The organism is Haloarcula sp. H-GB5 (genome assembly GCF_054850705.1).
This window is the reverse complement of the sequence record NZ_JBTWBG010000003.1, coordinates 1-21,878: the sequence shown is the minus strand read 5'-3', so window position 1 is coordinate 21,878 and position 21,878 is coordinate 1. Positions and strand designations below refer to the sequence as shown.

Below are 21,878 nucleotides of genomic sequence, written 5' to 3'. Positions count from 1 at the left end.
GGTCAACCGGTCCGTTTGCACGCTGGGGAGCCTTATCTGCCTGCGACTGCACGCAGCGTAAGTAGACCAGTAGCCACTCATCTCATCGCCGTATTGACTGCCAAGAGATGCTCGGCGTCCGCTGACGTCGTCCGTTGAAATACGGACGCAGGTAGAGAGACGGTTCTGGCAAGAGTCGGTCGCGTTGCAGTGCCGAACTGCATACTGCCGCCGGAACGTATCAGTTCGACCTTCTCAACCGTCACTGGAGTTTCCCCGGCTCCCCCCTACTCTTGTGTGGTAGCCGCTGGCGTTCGCACTTCCACTGCCGAATGCTTGTACTCTGGAATCTCGGCGACGGGATCGAGCGAGTCACCGGTCAGGGCGTTTGCGAGCGGGTCCAGATAGTGGAACGTACAGAACACGACTCCGGGCCGAATGGTCGCCGTCACAGCCGCCGACACTGTCACGCTGCCACGGTCGTTCTCGACGACGACCGTATCGCCGTCCTCGATACCGCGAGCGGCGGCATCGTCCGGGTGGATCTCGAGGACATCTTCCCCGCGCATTCGCATGAGCGTCTCCGACCGTCGAGTGAGTGCGCCGCTGTTGAAGTGCTGGAGCACGCGCCCCGTCGTGAGAACGAGTTGCTCCCCGGTGACGGCATCGGCCGGCGGCGTCGGCGAGACTGGGGCCAGCGATGCGGTTTGCTCGCCCGACGCGAACGTCTCCGTATGGAGAACGTCGGTTCCGGAATCGGCGTCCGCCGGGAACGGCCACCGCTGGTAGCTATCACCGATGCCGTCGTAACTCATCCCGGCGTACAGCGGATTGGCTCGCGTTAGCTCTTCGAAAACCGCTTCCGGTCCGTCGTAGTCGAACGCGTCCGACTGGCCGACCAGCCGCTGACCGAGGTCCGTGAGGATATCGAGGTCACGGCGTGCGTTCCCGGGCAGATCAGCGTTCGGCCGCATCCGCATCACCCGCCGATCCGTGTTGGTCACGGTCCCCGCTTTCTCTGCCCAACTGCTTCCGGGGAGCACGACATCGGCGTGGTCGACGGTTGCAGTCTCGAAGAGGTCGATGACGACACAGAAATCGAGCTCGTCGAAGCCGGCCCCGACAGAGGTAGCGTTTGGCTCCGTGACAGCCGGGTTCTCGCCGAACACGACCGCAGCCTTGATTTCGTCACCGAACTGGTGTGTCGCAGTCGTCTCCGTCAGGCCGGGTTCGCTCGGCGGCTCGACGCCCCACTCGTCTGCGACTCGCTGTCGGGCATCCGGGTCCGTAACGGGTTCGTAGCCGGGGAGCACGCTGGGAAGTGCGCCAACGTCGCCGGCCCCCTGCACGTTGTTCTGGCCACGGAGCGGGTTCACGCCGGTGCCTGGGCGGCCGACGTTACCGGTCAGCAGCGCGAGGTTCAACAGCGCGTGGACGTTGTCGGTCCCGCACGCGTGCTGGCTCATTCCCATCCCGGTGATGATTGCCGCTCTATCGGCCTCCGCGTACGCTCGGGCCGCTTCCCGAACGGTTTCCGTGTCGACGCCGGCCACGTCGGCACCCGACCCGACGTCGACATCGTCAAGGTGTGCTGTCAGGTCCGCGTAGCCGGTCGTCCGTTCCTCGACAAAGGACTCGTCGACGAGCCCCTCGTCGAGGATGACCTTCGCCATCGAATTGAGGAGCTGGATATCGTATCCAGGACGGACGTCGAGGTGGATGTCGGCAGCATTGGTCGTGTCTGTCTCGCGCGGGTCGATATGGATGAGTGTTGTTCCGTTGCGAATTGCCGGTAAGAAGTACGAACGAAAAATGACAGGATGCTGTTCAGCCGGGTTCGCCCCAGTGACGAGCAGACAGTCGGTTTCCGCGAGGTCATCGAGCGTGTTCGTCATCGCCCCGGCACCGAACCGCTCGCTCATCGCGGCGACTGTCGACGAATGACAGAGGCGAGCGCAGTTGTCGACGTTGTTGGTGCCGAGCATCCGCGCGATCTTTTGAAACACGTAATTTTCCTCGTTCGTGCAGTTCGATGATGCGAAGAACTCGACGGCGTCCGGCCCGTGCTGGTCGATGATTTCCGTGAGTCGGTCGGTCACGCGAGACAGGGCGGCCTCCCAGGGTGCAGTGGCGAAACGCCCGTTCTCACGGACGAGTGGCTCGGTCAACCGATCTTCGTGTTCGACCACGTCGTACGCGGCCCCGCCCTTTGGACAGATCTCTCCTTTCGTGTTCACTGGCCCCGCTGTGCCGGTCGCCTTCCCGTTGCCCGCGTACTGTATCGTACAGCCAACGCCACAGTACGGACAGACAGTCTGCTCGGCCCGGGGGTTTCGGTCCTGGTTGGTGCCCATTTGTACATTGAATGATAGGATTGCAGCTACAAGTAGTCCATCGGTAAAACGTAGGCGGGTTTATGAGTGGAGCAATACGATGGCTCCCGAACAGCGTCAGGGCTGGCTTCCGGCATGGCAGACCGTGTGTGGGTGTGCTGGCAGTTTCGAGAGGTACACCACATACTGTAATGGGGCACCACTCGTAGTGCCGATAGATGCGACCAGCCCTGACGACTGTGCAGTTCTTTGCGCTACTCGCAGTAGTTCTCAGTACACTGGTTCTCGCTACGTCGTTCGCCGTCGATACAACCAGTGCCCGCCCCGAACCAGTGGCGTTCGATAACACTGTCCAACGTGGCATCACGATGGCCGACGAACAGATCGCCCAGAACCGGAGTATCAGTGTTCCGCGGGCGCAGGTCTTCTACTCACAGTACCGCTACGTTGTCGGCTACGTTGGCATCGATCAGGCTGTGACAGCACTCACGGAACCGGGGCACGAGCAGCAGTTCGGGTACCCACTCGTAGTGTACGTTTCCGACTACAGTGACCGGCCGGTCAGATGCGGCGACGATGGCTCGCTCCGGACCGCCACACCGCCGGACTGGGTCGAAGCCAATCAGGCCCACTACGTCGTCGACGGCTCAGCGCGGGTGCCATCCGGACCGGCGGTTGTGCCGTTCGCCGACCGGGACGACGCAGAAGCATTCGCCGATAGCTGTGGCGGCCGAGTCATCGATTGGGAGGGTCTCAAGGGACACTCGTTCGACCTCGAACAGGCGGCAGCAGTCCGAGAGCAGGTCGGTCCGCGGCGAAACGATACGAACGCCACCGTACTGGCGGCACGACAGCGGCGAAATCGGCCCGTCTCGGTCGAAGTCGGAACCGATGCCCCGACGGTTCAGGCGGCTGTTGATGCGGCCCCGCCGAACACGACGGTCGTCGTCCCGGCCGGCACGTACGAGGAGCAGGTGACGATAGACAAGCCACTCACCCTCAGCGGTCCCGGAGCGACGCTCGACGGGGGTGGCAACGGCACAGTCGTGACAGTGACCGCCGACCGGGTCGGTGTCACCGGGTTCGACATCGTCGGCGTCGGAAACACGACGGTCGGCGACCCAACGCAGAGCAACGATAGCGCCTGGGACGCCACCGTCACGACCGCCTACGGCAACAGCGACGCCGCCGTGACCGGTCGAAACGCGTCCGAGCTCTACGTCGCGAACCTCACCGTCGAGACGCCCGCAAGCGGCGTCGTTCTGCGGCGGACACCCGGAGCGGTCGTCGAGAACAGCACGGTCAACGGGACGGCAGACTGGCAGGACGGATTCATGGGCGTGATCGGGATGCACGGGTCGATCGTCGTGCAGGATTCGGTCTTCAACGGCGGGCGTGACGGCGTGTACCTCCACCGAGCCGACGGGACCGCTGTTCGGAACAATACGTTCCGGGACAACCGCTTCGGCGTCCACCTGATGTACACCTCCCGGGCGCTTGTCGCGGACAACGTCGCCCGAGGACAGGAGTACGCCGGCGTCGTCGTCATGACGAACCCTATGGCGAACGCCATCGTCGGGAACGACGTACGCCACTCCGGCAGCGGCGTCATGTTAGCCGGCTCCCGGAGCTATATTGCACACAACGTGGTAGTCGACACTACTCAGGCAATGTCGACAAACGCCGACCGGTCCCTATACGAGCACAACGTCCTCTACGGGAATGACATCGGCGTGCGGGCGTCGACAGTCGTCCCGTCGAACATCGTCACCGAGAACGATTTCATCGCGAACGACCGCCACGCCATCTCAGGACCGGGACCGCTACGCGTGTACACGCACGAAGGTCGGGGGAACTACTGGAGCGGTGCGTACGACCTTACTGGCGGGGCTGCCCCGGTGTTGGCCCAGTCCTACTCGCCCACTGATTCTGTCGACCGCCGTCTCCATCAGACCGACGCTGCGGTCGTCCTCAGGTCGGCACCGAGTGTCCGGGGTCTCCGGGCGCTCCGCGGAACCACGCCCGGCTTTCGCCGGGGAAGCATTGTCGACAGGGCACCCCTAACAGACCCTGCGAATCCCGAGACTGTCGAGCGCCTTCGAAACGAGACATCGAGTGTGGGGGCGTCATGACTGGCGAGACGTACCTCACGGCGGACGATATCACGAAAAAATACGGCGATGTGACAGCCGTCTCGGAGGTGTCACTCGACGTGCCCTCCGACGCCGTGACCGGGTTCATCGGCCCGAACGGCTCGGGGAAAACGACGCTCCTGCGCGTGCTTCTGGGCGTCGAGCGGCCGACCAGCGGCACCCTCTCGTACGGCGGGCCTGAGGCCCAACGCCAACTGGGCTACCTGCCACAGCGGCCGACTTTCCGGCCCGGGTTTAGCGTTCGGGAGACTGCCGCATTCTACGCGGACCTCGTCGACGACGATCCAGACCGACTGCTCGAACGTGTCGGCCTCGAAGAAGTCGCTGCCCGTCCCGTATCAGGACTCTCCGGGGGGATGACGCGTCTCCTGGGAATCGCACAGGCACTGGCCGGTGACCCGCCGATCGTGATGCTCGACGAACCGGCGAGCGGCCTCGATCCGGCAATGAGTCGGTTGATATTCGATATCGTCGAGTCGATTGCCGACGCCGGTCGCGCTGTGGTTCTCTGCTCGCACGAACTGCCGCTCGTCGAGGAGACGGCTGACCGACTGGTGGTCCTCGAATCCGGTCGCCTCGTCCGAACCGGATCGGTCGAATCGCTCCGGGAACAGACCGGCGGGCCGCTCCACGAGACGTTCACGGCGCTCCTGGAACAGGACAGAGCCACTATCGCCGCTCCGGAGGGGGAGCAGGCATGACGGAGAGCAACCGGTTCTGGACGGTCTTCGTCCGAGAGGTACAGAGTGCAGTCAGGACACGCACCTACATCGCGCTCGGTGTGGTCACGGGGATTGTCCTGTTCGGCCTCGCCTATGCCGGTGGCGGCCCCGCCGGCGGCTACGTCCCCACTGTCGTCGACACGCTCGTTGCGGTCGAAGTACTCGTGCCGACGCTTGCTTTTGCGGTCGGCTATCGCGCGATCGCCGACCCTGCCGTCCGGGGAGAACTCGATATACTCGACACTTACCCACTCTCGACGTGGTCGTACGTCGGCGGGGTGTACGCGGGTCGTGCCCTGCTGTTGCTCACTATTGTCGTCGTCCCGTTGCTGGCCTTGGGTATCAACGTGGCGACGACCGCGGGTCCGGAGACAACGGTGTTCGCGAGCCATCGCGGCGTCGACTCGCCGTTCCTGTTCATCCGATTCATCGCGCTGACGGGCCTGTACGCGCTCTCGTCGCTGACTATCGCGTTCTTGCTGTCGGCGCTCGCCGGCAGTCGGGGCCGAGCGCTCGTGCTCGCACTCGCTGGACTGCTTGTCATCACCGTCGGAGGCGACTTGGCGGTGTTCGCGGGGCTCGATAGCGGTGTCACCACGAGCACACTCGGCGGTGCGCTCGCTATGACCCCGGCGGGAGCCTACCGCGGACTCGTGTTCAATCAGGTTCTGTACGTCGCTGTTCCGGGTCGGTCAGCGTTCGTCCCGACGTGGGTCGCCGCCCTCTCGCTCCTGTTCTGGTGGGGACTCACATTCGTGGGGGCGATGCTTGCGACGGATGCGGCCTGAGTCAGCCGTCATCCGTTGCGGCCGCGAGCCCATCGTCGACCAGCCGCGTGAACCGGTCGATGAGACGGTCCGTGAGCGACGGACGGACCGCCGAGAGCAGCCGCCGCGTCTCGTCCGGGTCGGTCAGAGCGACGACGACACGCCCCCGTTCGCCATACGATTTTTCGAGTATCTCTGCGTCAGCCAGTGCAGAAACGTGCCAGGAGACCGTACTCCGGGCGACTCCCAGCCGGTCGGTCAGTTCGTCTGCCGACAGGGACTCCGCTTCCAGCAGATGCAGGAGAATCGTCCGCGCAGTCTCTCGCCGGGCAAACGCGAGCACACGTCGCTCCCAGGGACCGTACTCCTGGCTGTAATAGTGCGTTTTGCCCTGAACCTCCTCGGCGACGACGTCGCCGGCACGGCGTAGTTTCCGCAGGTGATACTGTGCCTGCCCAGTCGCGATATCGAGATCCGCTGCAAGCGCGTTGAAATGGACTCCCGGTTTGGACTCGACGTGGGAACGCACTTGCTCAGTAACCGTGGACATAGTCTTCAGTACGGCTTTCCAGCCTCCGGGACAACAGGGTATCGGACGTTCTCACTCCGCGGGAACTCGCTTACATTCCACCCACCAGTTCTCGGGTTATGTCCTCGGCAGGGAGGGTCTGGCCGCCGTACTCTTCGGCGAACGACTCGGCGTCCGCGCTGTCGCTAAATGGAACGATAGCGGTTCCCATCGCGCCTTCCACGTCGGAACTCGCGACGACGGTGAGAGTTTCAGTCGAAGCGAAGGTTTCTCGTCCCAGATGTCGGGAGATGATGGTCTTGCCCCCGTCGGTCTGGGTTTCGTAGTCAGTTGTACTGTAGTCGGTCAGGAACGTCTCCGCCGGCGTCCACCCCGACTGTTCTTTGGCGAACCGGTGCCGATACGTACAGGTCGTACTGCAGAACCGTGCCGGCGGGTCGTGTCCCTCGGGCGTGTTGTCCTGGTAGTACGTTTGACCGGTTGGTCCCGGGTGCTGGTCGATGACCATCCCACACTGGTCACAGTTCTGGCCGCTTTCGATACTGACCGGTTCTATCTCCTCACTGGCCCCCAGACACCCCGAGAGCGACACGACTGTCGCGGTCCCGACGACGAACTGCCGGCGTGTCAGGGCTGGTGCATAGTCAGACATACTAGATAATACAATAGACGACATCAAATGGTTCATGGTGTGACCGTCGAAACGCCGGTCAGTCGGGGACGCTCGGCGGCGAAACCGAATAGATCGCACTCAGCACCAGCAGCGCGATGAGGAAATCGAACCCGTGTTCGGTGAGGTGATGTACTACCATCGGGACAGCCCCGAGGACAGTCCCGATGCCGACCACCGACCGAAGGACCAGCAACCCGATAGCGACAGTCAACAGAACGTACGGCCGCGACCGGCGTCGGTGTGTACTGGCCGCCGCGACAAAAAACAGCGCCACCGTTCCAAGCGTAGCGAGTCCCAGCACGGCAATCAACATTGCGGATTGACCAGGACTAATCCAGTCAGCCGTCGGTTGGAACATCTCTCAGGTCACGTTTCGGGCGGTTGCACTGGAATCGGTTTCGGTCGCGGTCGCTGTCGTGCCCGAATCTTAACGCCGAGGTGAGTGCTCCGAGACAGCTTCTCCGGTGTATGCTCGTCTGAAAGGTCTCTGTGTCACTCACTCAGGTAGCCACCAGTACCGGGCGTCCCGCGTTCTGGACAACTCGGTCGGTCACACTTCCGATCTGGTCGCCTTTGCTGTGGGAATGGCCGTGGTATCCGAGCACGATCAGGTCGGCGTCGACTTCGTCAGCATAGCTGATAATCTCCACATACGGTTTCCCGTGACAGCACCGAGTGGTGACCTCGACATCGAGTCCGTCGCCTCTCTCAGCGATTTCCGTGAGCTCTTTGTTCCCCCATTCCTCGATCTCGATAGTTTCCAGCTCTATGCTGCTCAGTGCTGGCTCAGCGTGTTGATCCGTATCGACAACAAAGACTGCGTGAAGCTCGGCACCGTGTTGCTCGGCCTGTTCGAGCGCGTGTGTCGCTGCGCGGTTCGCGTCAGCACTGCCGTCGGTCGCAACCACAATTGTGTCGTACATACTAGAGGAGCTGGTCGCCATACTATTTCAATCCGCTGACCATTCTCAAACACCGATAATCTATTGTTATGTATGGTGAGCAGCCACAGCGCAATCAGTCGGATTTTGCTAAAATACCGTATTTTCAATCGCTTAAGCGCCGTTTCCTGTCACAGGCCAGCCACAGTCACGGTTCGATGTTCTCCCGGAAGTCGGGTGCCAGTCCGGTTTGTCGGATACCGGCGAGATCTGTTATCTCGAACTCGTAGAGTGCGACCCCGCCGGAGGTGATGGCCGCTTGGAGCGTGTTGGGTCGCCAGGCGTTCTGTGTCATCGCCGTGATATCCGACCAGTCGTCCTCCGGCACACTGCTGATATCGCCGGCAAGCATCACGCTCTGCCACTCAAACTGGGTGTCGATGTCATAGACGAGAAACCGGCCACGGCCGGCCCGCTCAGTCAGTTCGGCTTTCCGGCTTGATTCGCCGAGGAGGTAGGTGAAATAGAGGCATGCTCCGTCATCAAAGCCGTACGATAACGGCAGCAGATACGGGACGTCTGTCGTCGGCAGCCCCAAGACTCCGGTCGAGTGTGTCGCGAGGAATTCCCGAATCGCTTCGTCGTCCATCTGTTCGAGTCCGTACTCTTCTAATTGGTCGATTGTCATAGGTCGCGTCTGATCATCCAGTTACGTATCACGAATGCAACCCCACGATAAAAAAAGTAGAGCGGACCTCTCTGAGGGAGTGGCTGATCACACTACAGATACTGTCATCTCTCCGGAATCAGGCTTAAGCGGTATATGACCGGCGCCGTCCACGACCACGGCCAGCGGTTTGACTGGACGTAGTTCGTCGACGCTCGCCGAAATAGAAAGGGCTGAACCGTCGGACGTAGCGTCCCACGAACGCGTCGTTGTTGACCTGATGCATACAGTAGTCCCGGCCGCTGAGTTTTACGCCCTCCGCAGCCAGCTCCCCGAAAGTGAAGACGAGGAAAACTGGCGCGAACTCTTCAGCATAGTTGATGCCGGTGGCTAGGGCGAGGCGGAAGAGGCGCAAACCAGTGGTGGTCCACAGTAGTCTACTGAAGCCCTTCAGTAGGACAGTCAGTAACAGCTCTCATGTCGCTTTCAAACGAATATATCTCTAATAGAATCTGGTAATAACTGTACAATTGTTACGCCCACCCCTCATACTCTGGGAGATACGCCGACGAGTACTACCGGTAACGCAGTCAAAATATTCGAGACGCCGATCTCAGCCGCTGGATTTCTAATAGCGTGAGAATCGCGACTGCAGTTTATTTACTGACAGCAACAATTCGTAAACACAGCAATGTTCAATTCAATTCTGATCCCGACTGACGGCAGCGAACACGCGACCCGGGCCGCCGAGCACGGGGCAGCCCTGTCCCGTGCGTTCAGCGCGAGCCTGCACGTCATAGCTGTCATCGATACGAGACCAGCCGGCGGGCCATTCAGCGGTGACGATCTCGAAGACGAGACACTTGACCGCATGACGGCCGACGCCGAAGACACAATCGCGGCTATTACAGACGCAGTGGACGCCGCCGGAGCGATACAGACGACTATCCGCACGGGGGATCCAGTTGACGAGATTTGCGCATACCGCGACGATCACGATGTGGACATGATTGCTATGGGAACACACGGCCGCACAGGCGTCGGGAGATATCTCGCCGGGAGCGTGACAGAGAGCGTCGTTCGGCAGGCCGATGTCCCTGTTCTCACCGTCCGTGCAACCGACCGGAGCCGCGATACTGCTCCCTACGGCGATATCCTCGTTCCGACGGACGGAAGCGCACCCGCAGCGGCTGCAGTTGAGCCCGCGTGCGAGATTGCAGCGCAGTTCGACGCCCGCATTCACGCTTTGAACGTCGTCAATCTCAGCAATATCGCAACCGGCTCCGAATACACGCTGCCGAAAGACCTGATCGAGTCCCTGGAATCGCAAGGGGAGACAGTGACTGAGCGGATTGCGGCACGAGCACGCGAATCCGGAGTGGAAACTGTCACACGGGTCGTCAGTGGATTCCCGGCAGCAGATATTCTTGAGTACGCTGAGGAGAACGACATCGATCTGATCGCTATGGGAACAGCCGGTCGGACCGGTCTCAATCGGTTCCTCATGGGAAGCACGACAGAACGAATCATCAGACACGCCGACATGCCTGTACTCGCAGTCAACGCCCGAGACCAGCGCGTCGACGAATGACAGAACACGCGGTCTGGTCTGTTTGCGCCCGACCGAGTACGGTCTCTGCCGTCTCCTCGGCAGGGCAACAGTCAGATGCGATGCGACCGTGCACTTATTGTTATTCCTGACGTGACACTAACTATGTCCGCGGACAACCCGGTTACATTGACCGACGAGGAACGGGACGCGTTTCTGGACAACGGGGGGACGGGCGTCCTCTCGCTCGCTGCCGGCGACGCACCGCCATATTCGGTTCCGGTTTCGTATGGGTACGACACGCCGAACACCACCTTCTATTTCCGGTTGGCTGTTGGGACGGAGAAGTCGAAGGGCGAACTCAGCGACCGCTCGGCGACCTTTGTGACGTATCGCGAGACGGATACGGGGTGGCAGAGTGTGGTCGCCAGCGGTCGGCTCGAAGACGTCGAACGGGAGGGAATCGAGACGGAAACGCTAGAAGGACTCGAACACGTCGAAATTCCGCTGATCGATATCTTCGAACGCCCGCTCCGCGAAGTGACCTTCGAATTCTACCGTCTCGTGCCAGATGACCTGACGGGACGGACCGAACCCTAACGCGGGACGGTTCGTGACAGTACTCGCTCATCGCTAGTCTATTACCAGATCCCGGGATACGACGCTCACATCTGCGCCTCGGATCTCCGCTTGTCCACTCATTAGGGGTGCGGTTATCACGAGTCCGATACGTCTCCTCAACTGTCGAAACCAGCGGCTCAAGGAAGAACCGCCGTACTGTGGAGACAAACATATATCAACATAGCGGCAGATCAGACTTCCATGCCCGAAGCCGCCCACACGCAACCAACTACCGACGTTCTTTCGGGGCTTGACAGCGAGCGCGATGGAATATCGCCGGCAGAGGCCCGAGCTCGGCGCGACAGACACGGAGAGAACGAAATAACGCAGGGGAGCGAACGGACACCGCTCGACATCGCTGTCGCCCAGTTCGATAGCGCCCTTATTTGGGTTCTCGTCGCGGCCGCGATACTGTCCGTGTGGGCGGGCAACGCTATCGACGCAGTACTGATCGCCGTGATTGTGGTCGGGAACGGCCTGTTCGGCTTCGTTCAGGACTACCGCGCAGAGGGCACACTCGAATCATTGCGGGAACTGACCGCTCCAACCGCGACAGTCAGGCGCGACGGACAGTCCGTCGAGGTCGACGCGACCGAACTCGTTCCGGGCGATGTTATCGAACTGGAGAGCGGCGACGTCGTTCCAGCCGACGGTCGAGTGATTGACTGTCAGTCTCTGGAGGTAGACGAAGCAGCACTCACCGGTGAGAGTACGCCGGTCTCGAAGGGAACCGATCCGGTGGCCCCCGATGCACCGCTTGCGGAGCGCGAATCGATGGTGTACAAGGGGACGAACGTCACGCGCGGTTCGGCTATTGCCGTCCTCACGACAACTGGGATGGACACCGAGGTTGGGTCCATCGCCCGACAACTCGCGGACACAGCGGAGACCGACACACCGCTACAGACCGAACTCGACACGCTCGGGCGGACGCTCGGCGTCGGCGTGATGATCCTCGCTGTGCTTGTGGTTCCGCTCCTCGTCTTCCAGGGGACCGAACTGGTTCAGGCGGCACTCACCGCGATATCGCTCGCCGTAGCCGCCGTTCCCGAGGGATTGCCAGCGGTTGTGACGCTAACGCTGGCCCTCGGTGTTCGGAAGATGGCCGACGAGAACGCGCTCGTGCGGCGCTTGCCCGCCGTCGAGGCGCTGGGGTCCGTCGATGTCATCTGTACGGACAAGACCGGGACGCTGACCGAGGGGCGAATGTCGGTCAGTCGGCTCTGGGTCAACGACGCTGTTGTCGACAGTGACGAGATGAACGGGGAGACCCTACCGGACCGCGTTGCCACGGTGCTCTGTGCGGGGACACTATGTAGCGATGCGACGCTCGAAGAGGGCGATCCGACGGAGCAGGCCATCGTCACGGCGGCTGATGAGTCCGGAATCGACGTCGAACGCCTCCGTGAAGAGCACCCGAGAACGGACGAGATCCCGTTCTCGTCGGAGCGCAAGTGGATGGGTACTGTTCACGGTGACACGGTCTACGTGAAAGGCGCACCTGAAGTAATTCTCTCGAAGTGCGCCCGTGTCCTCACCGATGCCGGACCGGCGGACCTGACGCCTGACGGAGCCGAGCAGATCAGGGAGCAAGTCGGGGCGTTCGCTGACGACGCACTCAGGGTACTCGCAGTGGCGTACACAGAAGATGCCGACGTGGTCGAACGCGATGATACGACCGGCGAGGCCGACGATGTCAGTGACGACCTGATCTTCGCCGGGCTGGTCGGCATGATCGACCCGGCCCGCGAGGAGGTCGCCGACGCTATCGCGGCGACCGAGCGTGCAGGCGTTGGCGTGAAGATGGTCACCGGTGACAACGTCAGGACCGCCGCAGCCATTGCCGGCGAACTCGGATTAGGCCAGCGCGTGATGGAAGGCCGCGACGTCGAGGACTACTCCGATGAAGTGCTCCGTGACCGTGTCGAGTCTGTGGACGTGTTCGCACGCACGTCCCCGGAGCACAAGGTCCGGATCCTGCAGGCGTTGCAGGCAAACGGTCACACCGTCGCAATGACAGGCGACGGAGTCAACGACGCACCGGCGCTGAAGAACGCCGATATCGGCGTCGCGATGGGCGTCCGCGGAACTGACGTGGCCAAACAGGCTAGCGACGTTATTTTGCTGGACGATAACTACGCGACGATCGAGCGGGCAATCGAACGCGGACGGGCGATTTTCGACAACGTCTGGAAGTTCGTCGGCTACCTGCTGAGTGCCAACGTGGCCGAAGTCGCCATCGTCTTTATCGCTTCGCTCTTTGGCTACCTCGTCCTGCCGGCGGTCCAGTTGCTGTGGATTAATCTCCTGACCGACGGTCTGCCAGCACTCGCGCTCGGGGCCGATCCCAAAAGCGATGACGTGATGCAGCGACCGCCCAGAGACCCGAATCGGGGAATCATCGACCGTGATATGCTGGGGCTCATCGGGGGGACCGGTGTAATCTCGATAATTGTGATGCTCGGACTGCTACTGGCCACGCTTGCCGGCGCACCCGCAGTCACGCCCTACGCGATGACGATGGTGTTCACCGGGTTCGTGTTCCTCGAATTCGAGAAACTGTACGTGATCCGCTGGCTCCGGGAGACACCGACGCTATCCAATCGGTGGCTAGCGTCCGCAGTGGGCGGGTCGATACTCCTGCAACTCGCTGTGCTGTACACCCCTCTCAACGTCTACTTCGGGACGGTCCCGCTCGGACTCACTGATTGGGGGTTGCTTGGTGGTGGCCTCCTGCTTGCCCTGCCGTTGTACCTCGCTGTCGCCAGCGGAGTGAAGCGCCTGTGACGCTCCGGGCGGTGTCCCTAGAGCTGTCCGTTGAGTACTTTCGCGGCGACCAGCACCGGGTCCCAGACGGGGCTAAACGGCGGTGCGTACGCCAGGTCCAGTCGTTCGAGTTCGTCGATGGTCATGTCTGCCTCGATGGCCGTCGCGAGCGTGTCGATACGTATCGCTGCCCGGTCTGCCCCGACGATTGCGCCGCCCAGCAGGCGACCACTCTTCCGGTCTGCGACCAGCGTCACGTCGGTGTCGTCGCCGCCGGGGTAGTACCCTGACCGGGAGCCGGCCGTGACTGTTTTTGATACCGGGTCGAAGCCGTTCGCGCTGGCCTGCTCGTGGTCGAGGAGGCCGACGCGACCGCATTCAAGGTCGAACGCCTTCACGACGGCTGTCCCGGCGATGTTTCCGACGGGCGAGGGGTCGCCGGCGACGGTCTGCCCGATTGCGCGGCCGGCCCGGTTCGCGGTCAGTCCGAGCGGCACCCAGTCAGGCTTGCCGGTCACGGCGTGGCTGTCCTCGGCGCAGTCTCCGGCGGCGTAGACCCTGTCGACGCTCGTCGCCCCGTACTCGTTGACCGCTATCGCACCGGAGGCTCCGAGTTCGACTGGCGTGTCCGAGACGAGGGTTGTGTTCGGCCGGATGCCGATACCGACCAGCGCGAGGTCCACATCGGTCGTGCCGTCGCCGTGTGCAACCGACGCGACGTGCCCGTGTTCGTCGCCGGCGAGTTCCTCGACGGCGGTGTTCAGATGCAGTGTCACGCCCTGTTCCCGGAGGTGGTCGGCAACGCGTTCGCCGACTGCTTCGCCGAACGGCGGCAGGAGGTGGCCCGATCGCTGGAAGAGGTGTGTCTCGATGTCGTGAGCCCGGAACGCCTCGGCCATCTCCACGCCGACGTAGCCGCCGCCGACGATGGCGACTCGCTCCGGTGGCTTCCACTCTGTGTACTTTTCGACGAGCGTCGTATCGACGTATTCGATACTCGTGTCGACGGCAGAGTCGCCGGGCTTGGAGAGCGCGGCGCGGACCGCGGCGGCCGAATCGAGCCCGTGCATCGTGAACGCGCCGTCGAGTTCCGCCCCCGGTATCGGCCCGGTCACCGCGTGTGCGCCCGTCGCGACCAGCAGGTCGCTGTATGGCTGGCTGAACGTCTCGCCGTCGTGGGTGACGGTGACTGCCTCGGCGTCGGTGTCGACGCTGACGACCTCGTGGTTCCGACGGAGGTCGATCCCCCGTTCGGCCGCCTGTTCGGGCGACAGCGAGAGGAGGTCCGTTAGTCGCTCGACAGTCCCTTTGACGTAGTAGGGCGTCCCGCAGTGGGCATATGACACCCACTTGCCCTTTTCGAAGACAATCACGTCACGGTCCGGTGCCCCGCGAGCGAATTTGCTTGCGGCGCTCAGCCCGGCTGCGTCGCCGCCGATGACTACGAACGGGTCCGTCATACTGTCCGTTGCGCCGCTACGGTACTTATGATTGAGTGAGGGACAGGTAACTCCGTGAGTTACTGCTAATAATCGTGTCCGGGACGAATTCGACGTAGCCGGCTGGTGGCTCTTGCGAAGGGCGCGCAGGGCCTTGGATACAGCCGTGTCGTGTTTCGCTACGGGCGGCCAAACGGAACTGTCGTCGGGATTAGAACGTGATGATCTCGTAGTCGTCGTCGACAAGCGAGCGAATGCTCGGGTGGCCGTCGTGCTCGTCCAGCGTGACGAGCCCGGAGTCGGCGACGGCGTCTTCGACGCCGAACGCACTGGAACAGTAGTCACAGACGGCCGTGTCGTCCTTGACGGTCTGGTACAGTTCATGGTAGTCGCTGTCCTCGTCTTCGAGTTCCGGAATCCACTGCGTTCCGGCCCCATCGAAGATGAGTTCGAGGTCGTCTTCGTCGTTCTCCGCGAACTCCTTTGCGGCTTCGAGCCCGTTTGCGAGTCGGCCGAGATTCTCGTGTCCCTCTGTCCCTGCGAGGATGATGATGGCTGCTTTCGTCATTACGTACTGTAATAGAACACCCGCCAATATATTACGATGGGGTGCGTGCGACGGCGCTGGACTCGCACCAAGTGTTTATAAATCAGAGCCAGTCGGGCAGTGAATGGGCCGAAATACGGGGTGTCGTCTACAGACACTATGGACGGGTGTACGATGCGGACTAGCCCTTAGCGACCGACCCGCTCAGTGTGAGTGGCCGCTGTCCCCCCGGCTGAACTGCCCGGAGAACCCCCGCTGTACGACTTCCGAGAGCGCGGGATGGATGTGGACGGACTCGCGGATATCCTGTACCGTTCCCGATCCGGTTTTCATCGCCACGACGACCTCCTGAATGAGGTTCGACGCTTCTGGACCCATGATGTGACAGCCCAGTATCTTTCCGTCGAGGTCGATGAGTGCCTTCAGGAAGCCGTCGGCTTTCATCGCACTCCCGCGAGCGGTCTGGTCAAACTGGTACGTTCGCGTCGCGAACTCGCGCCCGGCGTTTCTGAGTTCCTCTTCGCGCGCGCCGACGCCAGCCACTTCGGGGGAGGCGAAGACGGCGAACGGCATCGCGGTGTAATCAACGGGTTCGAGGTCGTCGCCGAAGAGGTTGCGGGCGACGGTCTGTGCCTCGTGGTTCGCGCTGTGTTTCAGCAGGTACTCCCCGACGATATCGCCCAGCGCCCAGACGCCGTCGGCGGCCGTCCGCAGGTACTCATCGGTTTCGACGAAGCCGCGGTCGTCCGTCTCGACACCCGTCACGTCGAGGTTCAAAGTGTCTGTGTTCGGCCTGCGCCCCGCAGCGACGAGCAGTTCGTCCCCGGAGACGGTCACGCCACCCGCATCCTGTACCCCGCCGTCGTCGCCGTACTCGTATGGATTCGCCTCGACGGTGACCGTGCCGTTGCTCTCTGAAGCAGCGGTGGCCGCGTGACCGGTGTGGACGGTAAAACGGTCAGCGTACCGCTCTGTGAAGGCCTCGGCTATCTCCTCGTCGGCCTCGGGCAAGAGGTTCGGTCGCCGTCCGATAATAGTCACGTCGCTTCCGAACGTCCCGAAGAAGTGCCCGAGTTCGGCCGCGATGTAGCCGCCGCCGATGATGACGAGGTGATCCGGCGGGGACTGTAGCTGGAGGGCCTCTGTACTCGTCAGGAAATCCACGTCGTCGATACCGTCTATGTCTGGAACCGAGGGCCGCGTCCCGGCGGCGATGAGCACCGTCTCGGCCCGGACCTGTGCGCCCTCGTCCGCACCGCTGACGACCTCGACGGTCCGGTCGTCGACGAACCGGCCCTCGCCCTCGTAGAGGTCGTGGCGCGACGAGGAGCGAAGCCCCTCCCGGATCGACTCTGAGTCCGATTCTACGTCCTCGTTGACCTTGCGGACGATTTCGGCGAAGTCGACACCGCTGACTTCGGCATCGATATCGAACTCGTCGGCGCGCTCGACGGTCTCCAGCACGTCGGCGTGATACAACAACCGCTTCGAAGGGATACAGCCACGGTTGAGACACGTCCCGCCGAGGGGACCTTTCTCGACGACCGCGACCGATTGCCCCTGGTTCGCGGCGGCGTTTGCCACGTCTAACCCGGACCCGGAGCCGATGACCAGGAAATCAACCTCGTTCATATGAGCCCTGTCACCGTCCAGCAATATGAACGGTCCGCGGAAATGTTCCCCACATACTAACCGACGAGTGGGAAGCACTGTTCCTCAATCGTCGATCCGGAACCGTCTCACAGCGTCTGCCTGCTGAGAATGCAAAGCAGTAATCACTCGCACACGTAGAATCTCCCTCGGCTGTGGTCGTACTGTCGGACGAAGGCGTACAGTCGCCGCGAGCGAACTGGAGCTGGTCGATTATCAGCTATGCCGACGTGAGTGGAAATAATATTGTATAACAAATACAATAGTGTACAATACTACTCGTCTGATGAAAATAGTGACAACCATCCGACCACCGGCAGAAATCCGCTCGGCCCAGGAGTGACAAAGGGGAATTGAGAGAAGACGGCGGCGTTAGCTTTCGGCAGTAGGGGCTGAAGTGTCGGACTGTTCGTACTTGTTCTCGAACTCCTGAATCAGTTGGCCCATCTTCGCGTACCAGTCGTTGAGCATCCGCTGCATCTCGTCTGCGATCTGTGACGGGTCCGTCGGCGAGTAGACGTGGTAGTAGCCGCCCTGGTCGTAGTTGATCTGGTCCTTCTCGATGAATCCCGTCTGGAGGAGCCGCTGGACGGCGCGATATGCAGTCGAGCGCTCGCGGTCGACCGCGTCGGCGAGTTCGTCGACGGTCAGTGGTTCGTCAGCCTCGACGAGCGCCCGAAAGCATTCTTTGTCGAGTTCTTTGAGCCCGTGGAAACATTCCAACAGCCCCTCACACTGCATATCCCGGCGGAGCTGTTCAGACATCGAATCTGGCATCGTTATCACCTGTTCGTAGCCGCTACGCGGTAATAAGACTTGTGTACGGTTCACACAAATGCACGCACGATCCGGCAAAAACTGCCCTCTGACGGACGGATGAGCGCGTTCATAATATACCTGCTACAGACCACACCGAACGGCTAGTCTGCGCCCGTCGCGGCTGTCTCGCGAGTCTCGCTCCGGGTTCGCCAGTAGCCTTGGAGATACGCGCCGATGAACATCCCGGCGAGCGCCCAGAGGATAGTGACGTTGCCGATACCGAGGCTCGCGTAGGCGGCCCCCGGACAGATGCCGGACAGTCCCCAGCCGACGCCGAAGATGGCACCGCCGACTAGGACGTTCCGGTCGAAGGGCTTCAGACGCCGTTCGAAGGTATCGCCAGTCAGCGGCGCGCGGCCGAGGAGGCGGGGCGCGAGGAAGAAGGTCACGCCCGTCACGGCAGCGCCGCCGAACATCACGAACACCAGCCCGAAGTCCTCGAACTGGAGGAAATCCAGAACGACTTCCGGGCGCGCCATGTGGCTGTACGCGAGTCCGAACCCGAAGACGAGGCCGCCGACGAGAATCAGCGGCATGAACGCGGGGTGGCGGTCGTCGCTCACGTGTCCCTCCCCCGGGTCGCTCCCGTTCGCTTGTTTCGAGACTCTCGCTCCGCTCGACTCTCGCAGCTCACGGACTCACCCCCAGTGCGGAAACCAGTTGTGCAGTGATGATGGCGACTGCAAGGAACGTCAGGACGCCGATAATCGACGTTTTCGACGCTGAGCCGACGCCACAGACGCCGTGGCCCGACGTACAGCCTTTCCCGACGCGTGTTCCGATACCGACGAATAGCCCACCGAGGAGGAGTCGCCACGGCTGGACGTCGGTGGTCCATGCGCCGCCCTGATAGACGACCGCGTACACGGCCGCCCCGAGGATGATACCGAGCGTGAACACGACGCGCCAGTCACGGGAACTGACGTACTGCTGGAACCGGGACCGGTCCGAGACGTACGACAGCGTCGACTCCAGGAACGTACTCGCGCCGGCGCTGATGCCGGTGCCGAGATAGATGACGACAGTCCCGAGCCCGACTAGCAAGCCACCGACGGCGTAGCGACTGATGCCGTTCGGAAACAGTTCGGCGGTTACCTGCAGTGGGAGTGCCTCAATCACCATTGGCGTGGTTAGTCACCCGCAAGGGATTCCTGGCTAGCGGCGCAGTTGTTCGGCCCGAGTTCCAGCGTGAACGCTTCCTCGTCGTCGACGGCGTTCTGCCCGAGGTTCGTCGCGATGATCTCCTCGTAGTTGGCCGGTCGCGGCGGCATATCCGAGAGGACGAGCTCGACGAACGCGTCCTCGTCCATGGTGAGCGCGTCCATTTCTTCGACGAGCTCACCGATTGGTGCGGTAAAGGTACCGTCCTCGGCGGGCTCGGCGGCGTCGCTGAAGTGCGCACCGCCGACGAGCGTGTCGTCGGGCAGGGGTAGCACGCGCTGTTGAAGGGACTCGTAGAGCATGCGTGCGGCTTCGGGCGCGCCCTCGTCGCCCTCTTCGAGGTCGGGGCGAGCGACGCTCTCGATGAAGAGCCCGTCGCCGGTTGCGAGCAGGCTCCCGTCGACAAGGTAGGAGGTCATCCCGGTCGTATGGCCGGGCGTGGAGACTGTCTCGATAGTCGCGTCGCCGACGTCGAACGTGTCGCCGTCTTCGGCGGTCGTCAGGCCGTCGGCGTCCTGCCGAGCTTGCGAGGCAGGGCTCGTGGAGCTTTGCTCCGCGGCGTAGGTGACGCCGCGGTCGACGGCAGCCTCTGGAATGACGCCCTCGACGCCTTCCGCGTCGAGGTCGCGAACGCCGGAGATGTGATCGGCGTGGATATGCGTATCGAGCGCGTACTGCAGGTCGACGCCGAGGTCGGCGGCATCTTCGAGGTAGCGGTCGGTGAACGCCCGCAGCGGGTCGATGATAGCGGCCTCGCCGTCGTTGTAGAGGAGATAGCCGAGACAACCCGAGGACGGCCGCTGGTACTGCAGGAGCGTGCCGGCGCCGTCGTAGCGTTCGACCTCGACGGCCTCGTAGATACTTGCCCACCCGTTCATGCCGTCTTCGAGATGGTTGACGTCGTAGCCGTGTTCCGCGAGTGTGCCTGCGACGTACTCGCTTGCGCCGCCTTTCGCGCACAGGACGGTCACTTCGCGGTCGTCGGGGACCCGGTCCAGGACCCCCTCGTCGATGTCGTCCTCGAGGAACTCGAAGTACGGGACGTTGATCGACGTGACGTTCTCGCCGTCGATGCGCCACTCGTCGTAATCAGATTGCATGCGCGCGTCGAGGAGCATTACGTCCTCACCGGCGTCGATGCGGTTTTTGAGCGATTCCGGATCAGTCGATTCCACGTCAACGTCCGGTGTCGGAAAGTCGTCAGCGTTCATGTTGTGCACTCGTTTCTACCGGGCGGATACACAAAAGCATTTGCATAGTAGTGCAAATACTAAACAATACTATTTGCCGATTCAATCTATGCAGGTGCCCAAAACGGCCTATAATGGGCTTTGAAACGATCATCGCCGTATATGTGGGGCGACAGTTGTTTGCCTAAAACCCAAGAACCAACAATCTTTTACTTGACCGGATGGTATTGTGCGATAGCTCCAAGACAATCTAACGGAGCAAATAACCAATGAACGCTGAATTTGACATCGCGGAGACGCTCGACGTGAAAGGCGCATCGTGTCCCATGCCAGTGGTGAAGACGAAGTCGGCTACCGACGACCTCGACACCGGCGACGTCCTCGAAGTACTGGCGACTGACCCGGGAAGCATGAGCGACATCGACGGCTGGGCCGCCGGCACCGAGGGCGTCGAGCTCGTCGATCAGGAGGAGGGCGACGACGTGTACAAGCACTACGTGCGCAAGACGGAGTAACGATGAGCACGGACACACCAGACGCGCCATCCGACGATGCTCCCTCCGATGATCCGCCATCGCGCGCGGAGCTGGCCGCCCGCGTCGACGAACTGGAAGACGCGCTCGACGAGGCAACCAGTGCGGACGACGCAAAGAAGATGAGCATCATCGCGACGAAGGGGACACTCGACATGGCGTATCCGCCGCTCATCCTGGCAAGCACTGCGGCCGCGTTCGGGTACGAGGTGACCGTCTTCCACACGTTCTGGGGGCTGGACATCCTCCACGAGGAGCGCTCGAAAAACCTCAAGCTGAGCTCCGTGGGGAACCCGAATATGCCCGTGCCGAACGCCGTCGCCGCGCTCCCCGGCATGGACCGCGTGACGACGAAGATGATGGAGAAGAAAATCGCGGACAACGACACCGCCACTATCGAGGAACTCATCGAGACGAGCCTCGACATGGGCGTAGAGTTCCAGGCCTGTCAGATGACCATCGACCTGATGGACTACGACGAGGCCGACTTCTACGACGGCGTCACCACCGGCGTCGGCGCTGCGACAGCACTGCAGGACATGGCTGACGCCGATATCCAACTCCTCGTCTGAAACGACTAATCGCGCAAAGGTCTCAGGTGGCCAACTATTCTGCTTTCCCCTCGGCGCGCTCACGGCCGACTGCGCCGGCAAGCGCCAGCAAGTAGCCCAGCCCGTACTGGACGTCCGGGTCGCGTAGCCCGCGAAGCAATCCGATGGGGCCGACCGGCTCGGGCGGATCGCGCTCCGCTTCACCGAGGCCCGCCAGTAGCGTCTCGATACCGTCACGGGTGTCGTCGTCTGCTGCCGTCTGTGCGACTTCGCCGAGCGCGGCACCTGTGCCAGCCAGCGAGGTGACCATCTCGTCGTCGAGTGCGGCGGTTGCCAGCGAGCCGACGT

General features: G+C 62.2%; 23 protein-coding genes. 9 read left to right on the top strand and 14 right to left on the bottom strand.

Annotation, left to right across the window (positions count from 1 at the left end; all coding sequences use genetic code 11):
* Positions 1-266: 266 nt before the first annotated feature.
* Positions 267-2,333, bottom strand: coding sequence for a formate dehydrogenase subunit alpha (gene fdhF / locus ACYJ11_RS15675; RefSeq protein ID WP_461648467.1), 2,067 nt, complete (start codon positions 2,331-2,333; stop codon positions 267-269).
* A gap of 197 nt (positions 2,334-2,530) precedes the next feature.
* Between fdhF and ACYJ11_RS15670 the strand changes: the two genes are divergently transcribed.
* Genes ACYJ11_RS15670 through ACYJ11_RS15660 form a run of 3 tightly spaced genes read left to right on the top strand, consistent with a single transcriptional unit; the run spans position 2,531 to position 5,975 of the window.
* Positions 2,531-4,444, top strand: a complete 1,914-nt coding sequence (locus ACYJ11_RS15670) for a NosD domain-containing protein (RefSeq protein WP_461648466.1) — start codon at positions 2,531-2,533, stop codon at positions 4,442-4,444.
* Complete coding sequence (locus tag ACYJ11_RS15665) at positions 4,441-5,166, top strand: ABC transporter ATP-binding protein (RefSeq protein WP_170098767.1); 726 nt, start codon at positions 4,441-4,443, stop codon at positions 5,164-5,166. The genes ACYJ11_RS15670 and ACYJ11_RS15665 overlap by 4 nt, the downstream gene beginning before the upstream one ends.
* Positions 5,163-5,975: an ABC transporter permease gene (locus ACYJ11_RS15660; protein WP_188978344.1), complete on the top strand. Its 813-nt coding sequence runs from the start codon at positions 5,163-5,165 to the stop codon at positions 5,973-5,975. Before ACYJ11_RS15665 ends, ACYJ11_RS15660 begins: the two co-directional genes overlap by 4 nt.
* Position 5,976: 1 nt before the next feature.
* Here the strand turns inward: ACYJ11_RS15660 and ACYJ11_RS15655 are convergent, their stop codons facing one another.
* The 5 genes from ACYJ11_RS15655 to ACYJ11_RS15635 form a co-directional block, all read right to left on the bottom strand.
* Complete coding sequence (locus tag ACYJ11_RS15655; protein WP_188978346.1) at positions 5,977-6,504, bottom strand: winged helix-turn-helix transcriptional regulator; 528 nt, start codon at positions 6,502-6,504, stop codon at positions 5,977-5,979.
* A gap of 70 nt (positions 6,505-6,574) precedes the next feature.
* The gene (locus ACYJ11_RS15650; protein WP_461648465.1) at positions 6,575-7,135 is read right to left on the bottom strand and encodes a nitrous oxide reductase accessory protein NosL; all 561 of its coding nucleotides are present in this window, start codon (positions 7,133-7,135) and stop codon (positions 6,575-6,577) included.
* Between the two features lie 58 nt (positions 7,136-7,193).
* Positions 7,194-7,469: a DUF7471 family protein gene (locus ACYJ11_RS15645; RefSeq protein WP_461648464.1), complete on the bottom strand. Its 276-nt coding sequence runs from the start codon at positions 7,467-7,469 to the stop codon at positions 7,194-7,196.
* A gap of 187 nt (positions 7,470-7,656) precedes the next feature.
* Entirely contained in the window at positions 7,657-8,079 is a 423-nt protein-coding gene (locus ACYJ11_RS15640) for a universal stress protein (RefSeq protein ID WP_461648463.1), read from the bottom strand.
* A gap of 166 nt (positions 8,080-8,245) precedes the next feature.
* The gene (locus ACYJ11_RS15635; protein WP_461648462.1) at positions 8,246-8,725 is read right to left on the bottom strand and encodes a pyridoxamine 5'-phosphate oxidase family protein; all 480 of its coding nucleotides are present in this window, start codon (positions 8,723-8,725) and stop codon (positions 8,246-8,248) included.
* A 169-nt stretch (positions 8,726-8,894) separates the two neighbouring features.
* On the opposite strand from ACYJ11_RS15635, the gene ACYJ11_RS15630 reads away from it, so the two are divergent.
* From ACYJ11_RS15630 to ACYJ11_RS15615, 4 genes are all read left to right on the top strand, one after another.
* Entirely contained in the window at positions 8,895-9,098 is a 204-nt protein-coding gene (locus ACYJ11_RS15630; protein WP_461648461.1) for a hypothetical protein, read from the top strand.
* 297 nt (positions 9,099-9,395) lie between these two features.
* The gene (locus ACYJ11_RS15625) at positions 9,396-10,295 is read left to right on the top strand and encodes a universal stress protein (protein ID WP_461648460.1); all 900 of its coding nucleotides are present in this window, start codon (positions 9,396-9,398) and stop codon (positions 10,293-10,295) included.
* Positions 10,296-10,418: 123 nt separating this feature from the next.
* A complete protein-coding gene (locus tag ACYJ11_RS15620; RefSeq protein ID WP_461648459.1) occupies positions 10,419-10,853 on the top strand; it encodes a pyridoxamine 5'-phosphate oxidase family protein in 435 nt (144 codons plus the stop codon).
* Between the two features lie 222 nt (positions 10,854-11,075).
* Positions 11,076-13,661 carry a calcium-translocating P-type ATPase, PMCA-type gene (locus tag ACYJ11_RS15615; protein WP_461648458.1) on the top strand — a complete coding sequence of 862 codons (2,586 nt, stop codon included), beginning with the start codon at positions 11,076-11,078 and terminating at the stop codon, positions 13,659-13,661.
* 17 nt (positions 13,662-13,678) lie between these two features.
* On the opposite strand, the gene ACYJ11_RS15610 is transcribed toward ACYJ11_RS15615, so the two are convergent.
* The 7 genes from ACYJ11_RS15610 to ACYJ11_RS15580 all read right to left on the bottom strand — a co-directional run bounded on the left by ACYJ11_RS15610 (position 13,679) and on the right by ACYJ11_RS15580 (position 20,467).
* The gene (locus ACYJ11_RS15610; RefSeq protein ID WP_461648457.1) at positions 13,679-15,100 is read right to left on the bottom strand and encodes an FAD-dependent oxidoreductase; all 1,422 of its coding nucleotides are present in this window, start codon (positions 15,098-15,100) and stop codon (positions 13,679-13,681) included.
* Between the two features lie 190 nt (positions 15,101-15,290).
* On the bottom strand, positions 15,291-15,647 hold the full coding sequence (locus tag ACYJ11_RS15605) for a DsrE family protein (RefSeq protein ID WP_170098754.1): 357 nt from the start codon (positions 15,645-15,647) through the stop codon (positions 15,291-15,293).
* Positions 15,648-15,830: 183 nt separating this feature from the next.
* A complete protein-coding gene (locus tag ACYJ11_RS15600) occupies positions 15,831-17,258 on the bottom strand; it encodes a dihydrolipoyl dehydrogenase (protein ID WP_461648456.1) in 1,428 nt (475 codons plus the stop codon).
* Positions 17,259-17,648: 390 nt separating this feature from the next.
* The gene (locus ACYJ11_RS15595; protein WP_004594652.1) at positions 17,649-18,053 is read right to left on the bottom strand and encodes a helix-turn-helix domain-containing protein; all 405 of its coding nucleotides are present in this window, start codon (positions 18,051-18,053) and stop codon (positions 17,649-17,651) included.
* Between the two features lie 143 nt (positions 18,054-18,196).
* Positions 18,197-18,658 (bottom strand): YeeE/YedE family protein, encoded by a 462-nt coding sequence (locus ACYJ11_RS15590; RefSeq protein ID WP_461648455.1) that lies wholly within the window; start codon positions 18,656-18,658, stop codon positions 18,197-18,199.
* 67 nt (positions 18,659-18,725) lie between these two features.
* Entirely contained in the window at positions 18,726-19,217 is a 492-nt protein-coding gene (locus tag ACYJ11_RS15585) for a YeeE/YedE family protein (protein ID WP_004594654.1), read from the bottom strand.
* Positions 19,218-19,225: 8 nt separating this feature from the next.
* The gene (locus ACYJ11_RS15580) at positions 19,226-20,467 is read right to left on the bottom strand and encodes an MBL fold metallo-hydrolase (protein ID WP_461648454.1); all 1,242 of its coding nucleotides are present in this window, start codon (positions 20,465-20,467) and stop codon (positions 19,226-19,228) included.
* Between the two features lie 248 nt (positions 20,468-20,715).
* On the opposite strand from ACYJ11_RS15580, the gene ACYJ11_RS15575 reads away from it, so the two are divergent.
* Both ACYJ11_RS15575 and ACYJ11_RS15570 read left to right on the top strand, forming a co-directional pair.
* The gene (locus tag ACYJ11_RS15575) at positions 20,716-20,961 is read left to right on the top strand and encodes a sulfurtransferase TusA family protein (protein WP_188978370.1); all 246 of its coding nucleotides are present in this window, start codon (positions 20,716-20,718) and stop codon (positions 20,959-20,961) included.
* A gap of 2 nt (positions 20,962-20,963) precedes the next feature.
* Positions 20,964-21,551, top strand: a complete 588-nt coding sequence (locus ACYJ11_RS15570) for a DsrE/DsrF/DrsH-like family protein (protein WP_188978373.1) — start codon at positions 20,964-20,966, stop codon at positions 21,549-21,551.
* Positions 21,552-21,585: 34 nt separating this feature from the next.
* On the opposite strand, the gene ACYJ11_RS15565 is transcribed toward ACYJ11_RS15570, so the two are convergent.
* Positions 21,586-21,878, bottom strand: a 293-nt coding sequence (locus ACYJ11_RS15565; protein ID WP_461648453.1) for a helical membrane plugin domain-containing protein, incomplete at its 5' end; no start/stop codon positions are given.

Coding starts and splice junctions, on each gene's coding strand:
- fdhF (WP_461648467.1), bottom strand. CDS start 2,333: ATGGGCACCAACCAGGACCGAAACCCCCGGGCCGAGCAGACTGTCTGT.
- ACYJ11_RS15670 (WP_461648466.1), top strand. CDS start 2,531: ATGCGACCAGCCCTGACGACTGTGCAGTTCTTTGCGCTACTCGCAGTA.
- ACYJ11_RS15665 (WP_170098767.1), top strand. CDS start 4,441: ATGACTGGCGAGACGTACCTCACGGCGGACGATATCACGAAAAAATAC.
- ACYJ11_RS15660 (WP_188978344.1), top strand. CDS start 5,163: ATGACGGAGAGCAACCGGTTCTGGACGGTCTTCGTCCGAGAGGTACAG.
- ACYJ11_RS15655 (WP_188978346.1), bottom strand. CDS start 6,504: ATGTCCACGGTTACTGAGCAAGTGCGTTCCCACGTCGAGTCCAAACCG.
- ACYJ11_RS15650 (WP_461648465.1), bottom strand. CDS start 7,135: ATGTCTGACTATGCACCAGCCCTGACACGCCGGCAGTTCGTCGTCGGG.
- ACYJ11_RS15645 (WP_461648464.1), bottom strand. CDS start 7,469: ATGTTGATTGCCGTGCTGGGACTCGCTACGCTTGGAACGGTGGCGCTG.
- ACYJ11_RS15640 (WP_461648463.1), bottom strand. CDS start 8,079: ATGTACGACACAATTGTGGTTGCGACCGACGGCAGTGCTGACGCGAAC.
- ACYJ11_RS15635 (WP_461648462.1), bottom strand. CDS start 8,725: ATGACAATCGACCAATTAGAAGAGTACGGACTCGAACAGATGGACGAC.
- ACYJ11_RS15625 (WP_461648460.1), top strand. CDS start 9,396: ATGTTCAATTCAATTCTGATCCCGACTGACGGCAGCGAACACGCGACC.
- ACYJ11_RS15620 (WP_461648459.1), top strand. CDS start 10,419: ATGTCCGCGGACAACCCGGTTACATTGACCGACGAGGAACGGGACGCG.
- ACYJ11_RS15615 (WP_461648458.1), top strand. CDS start 11,076: ATGCCCGAAGCCGCCCACACGCAACCAACTACCGACGTTCTTTCGGGG.
- ACYJ11_RS15610 (WP_461648457.1), bottom strand. CDS start 15,100: ATGACGGACCCGTTCGTAGTCATCGGCGGCGACGCAGCCGGGCTGAGC.
- ACYJ11_RS15605 (WP_170098754.1), bottom strand. CDS start 15,647: ATGACGAAAGCAGCCATCATCATCCTCGCAGGGACAGAGGGACACGAG.
- ACYJ11_RS15600 (WP_461648456.1), bottom strand. CDS start 17,258: ATGAACGAGGTTGATTTCCTGGTCATCGGCTCCGGGTCCGGGTTAGAC.
- ACYJ11_RS15595 (WP_004594652.1), bottom strand. CDS start 18,053: ATGCCAGATTCGATGTCTGAACAGCTCCGCCGGGATATGCAGTGTGAG.
- ACYJ11_RS15585 (WP_004594654.1), bottom strand. CDS start 19,217: ATGGTGATTGAGGCACTCCCACTGCAGGTAACCGCCGAACTGTTTCCG.
- ACYJ11_RS15580 (WP_461648454.1), bottom strand. CDS start 20,467: ATGAACGCTGACGACTTTCCGACACCGGACGTTGACGTGGAATCGACT.
- ACYJ11_RS15575 (WP_188978370.1), top strand. CDS start 20,716: ATGAACGCTGAATTTGACATCGCGGAGACGCTCGACGTGAAAGGCGCA.
- ACYJ11_RS15570 (WP_188978373.1), top strand. CDS start 20,964: ATGAGCACGGACACACCAGACGCGCCATCCGACGATGCTCCCTCCGAT.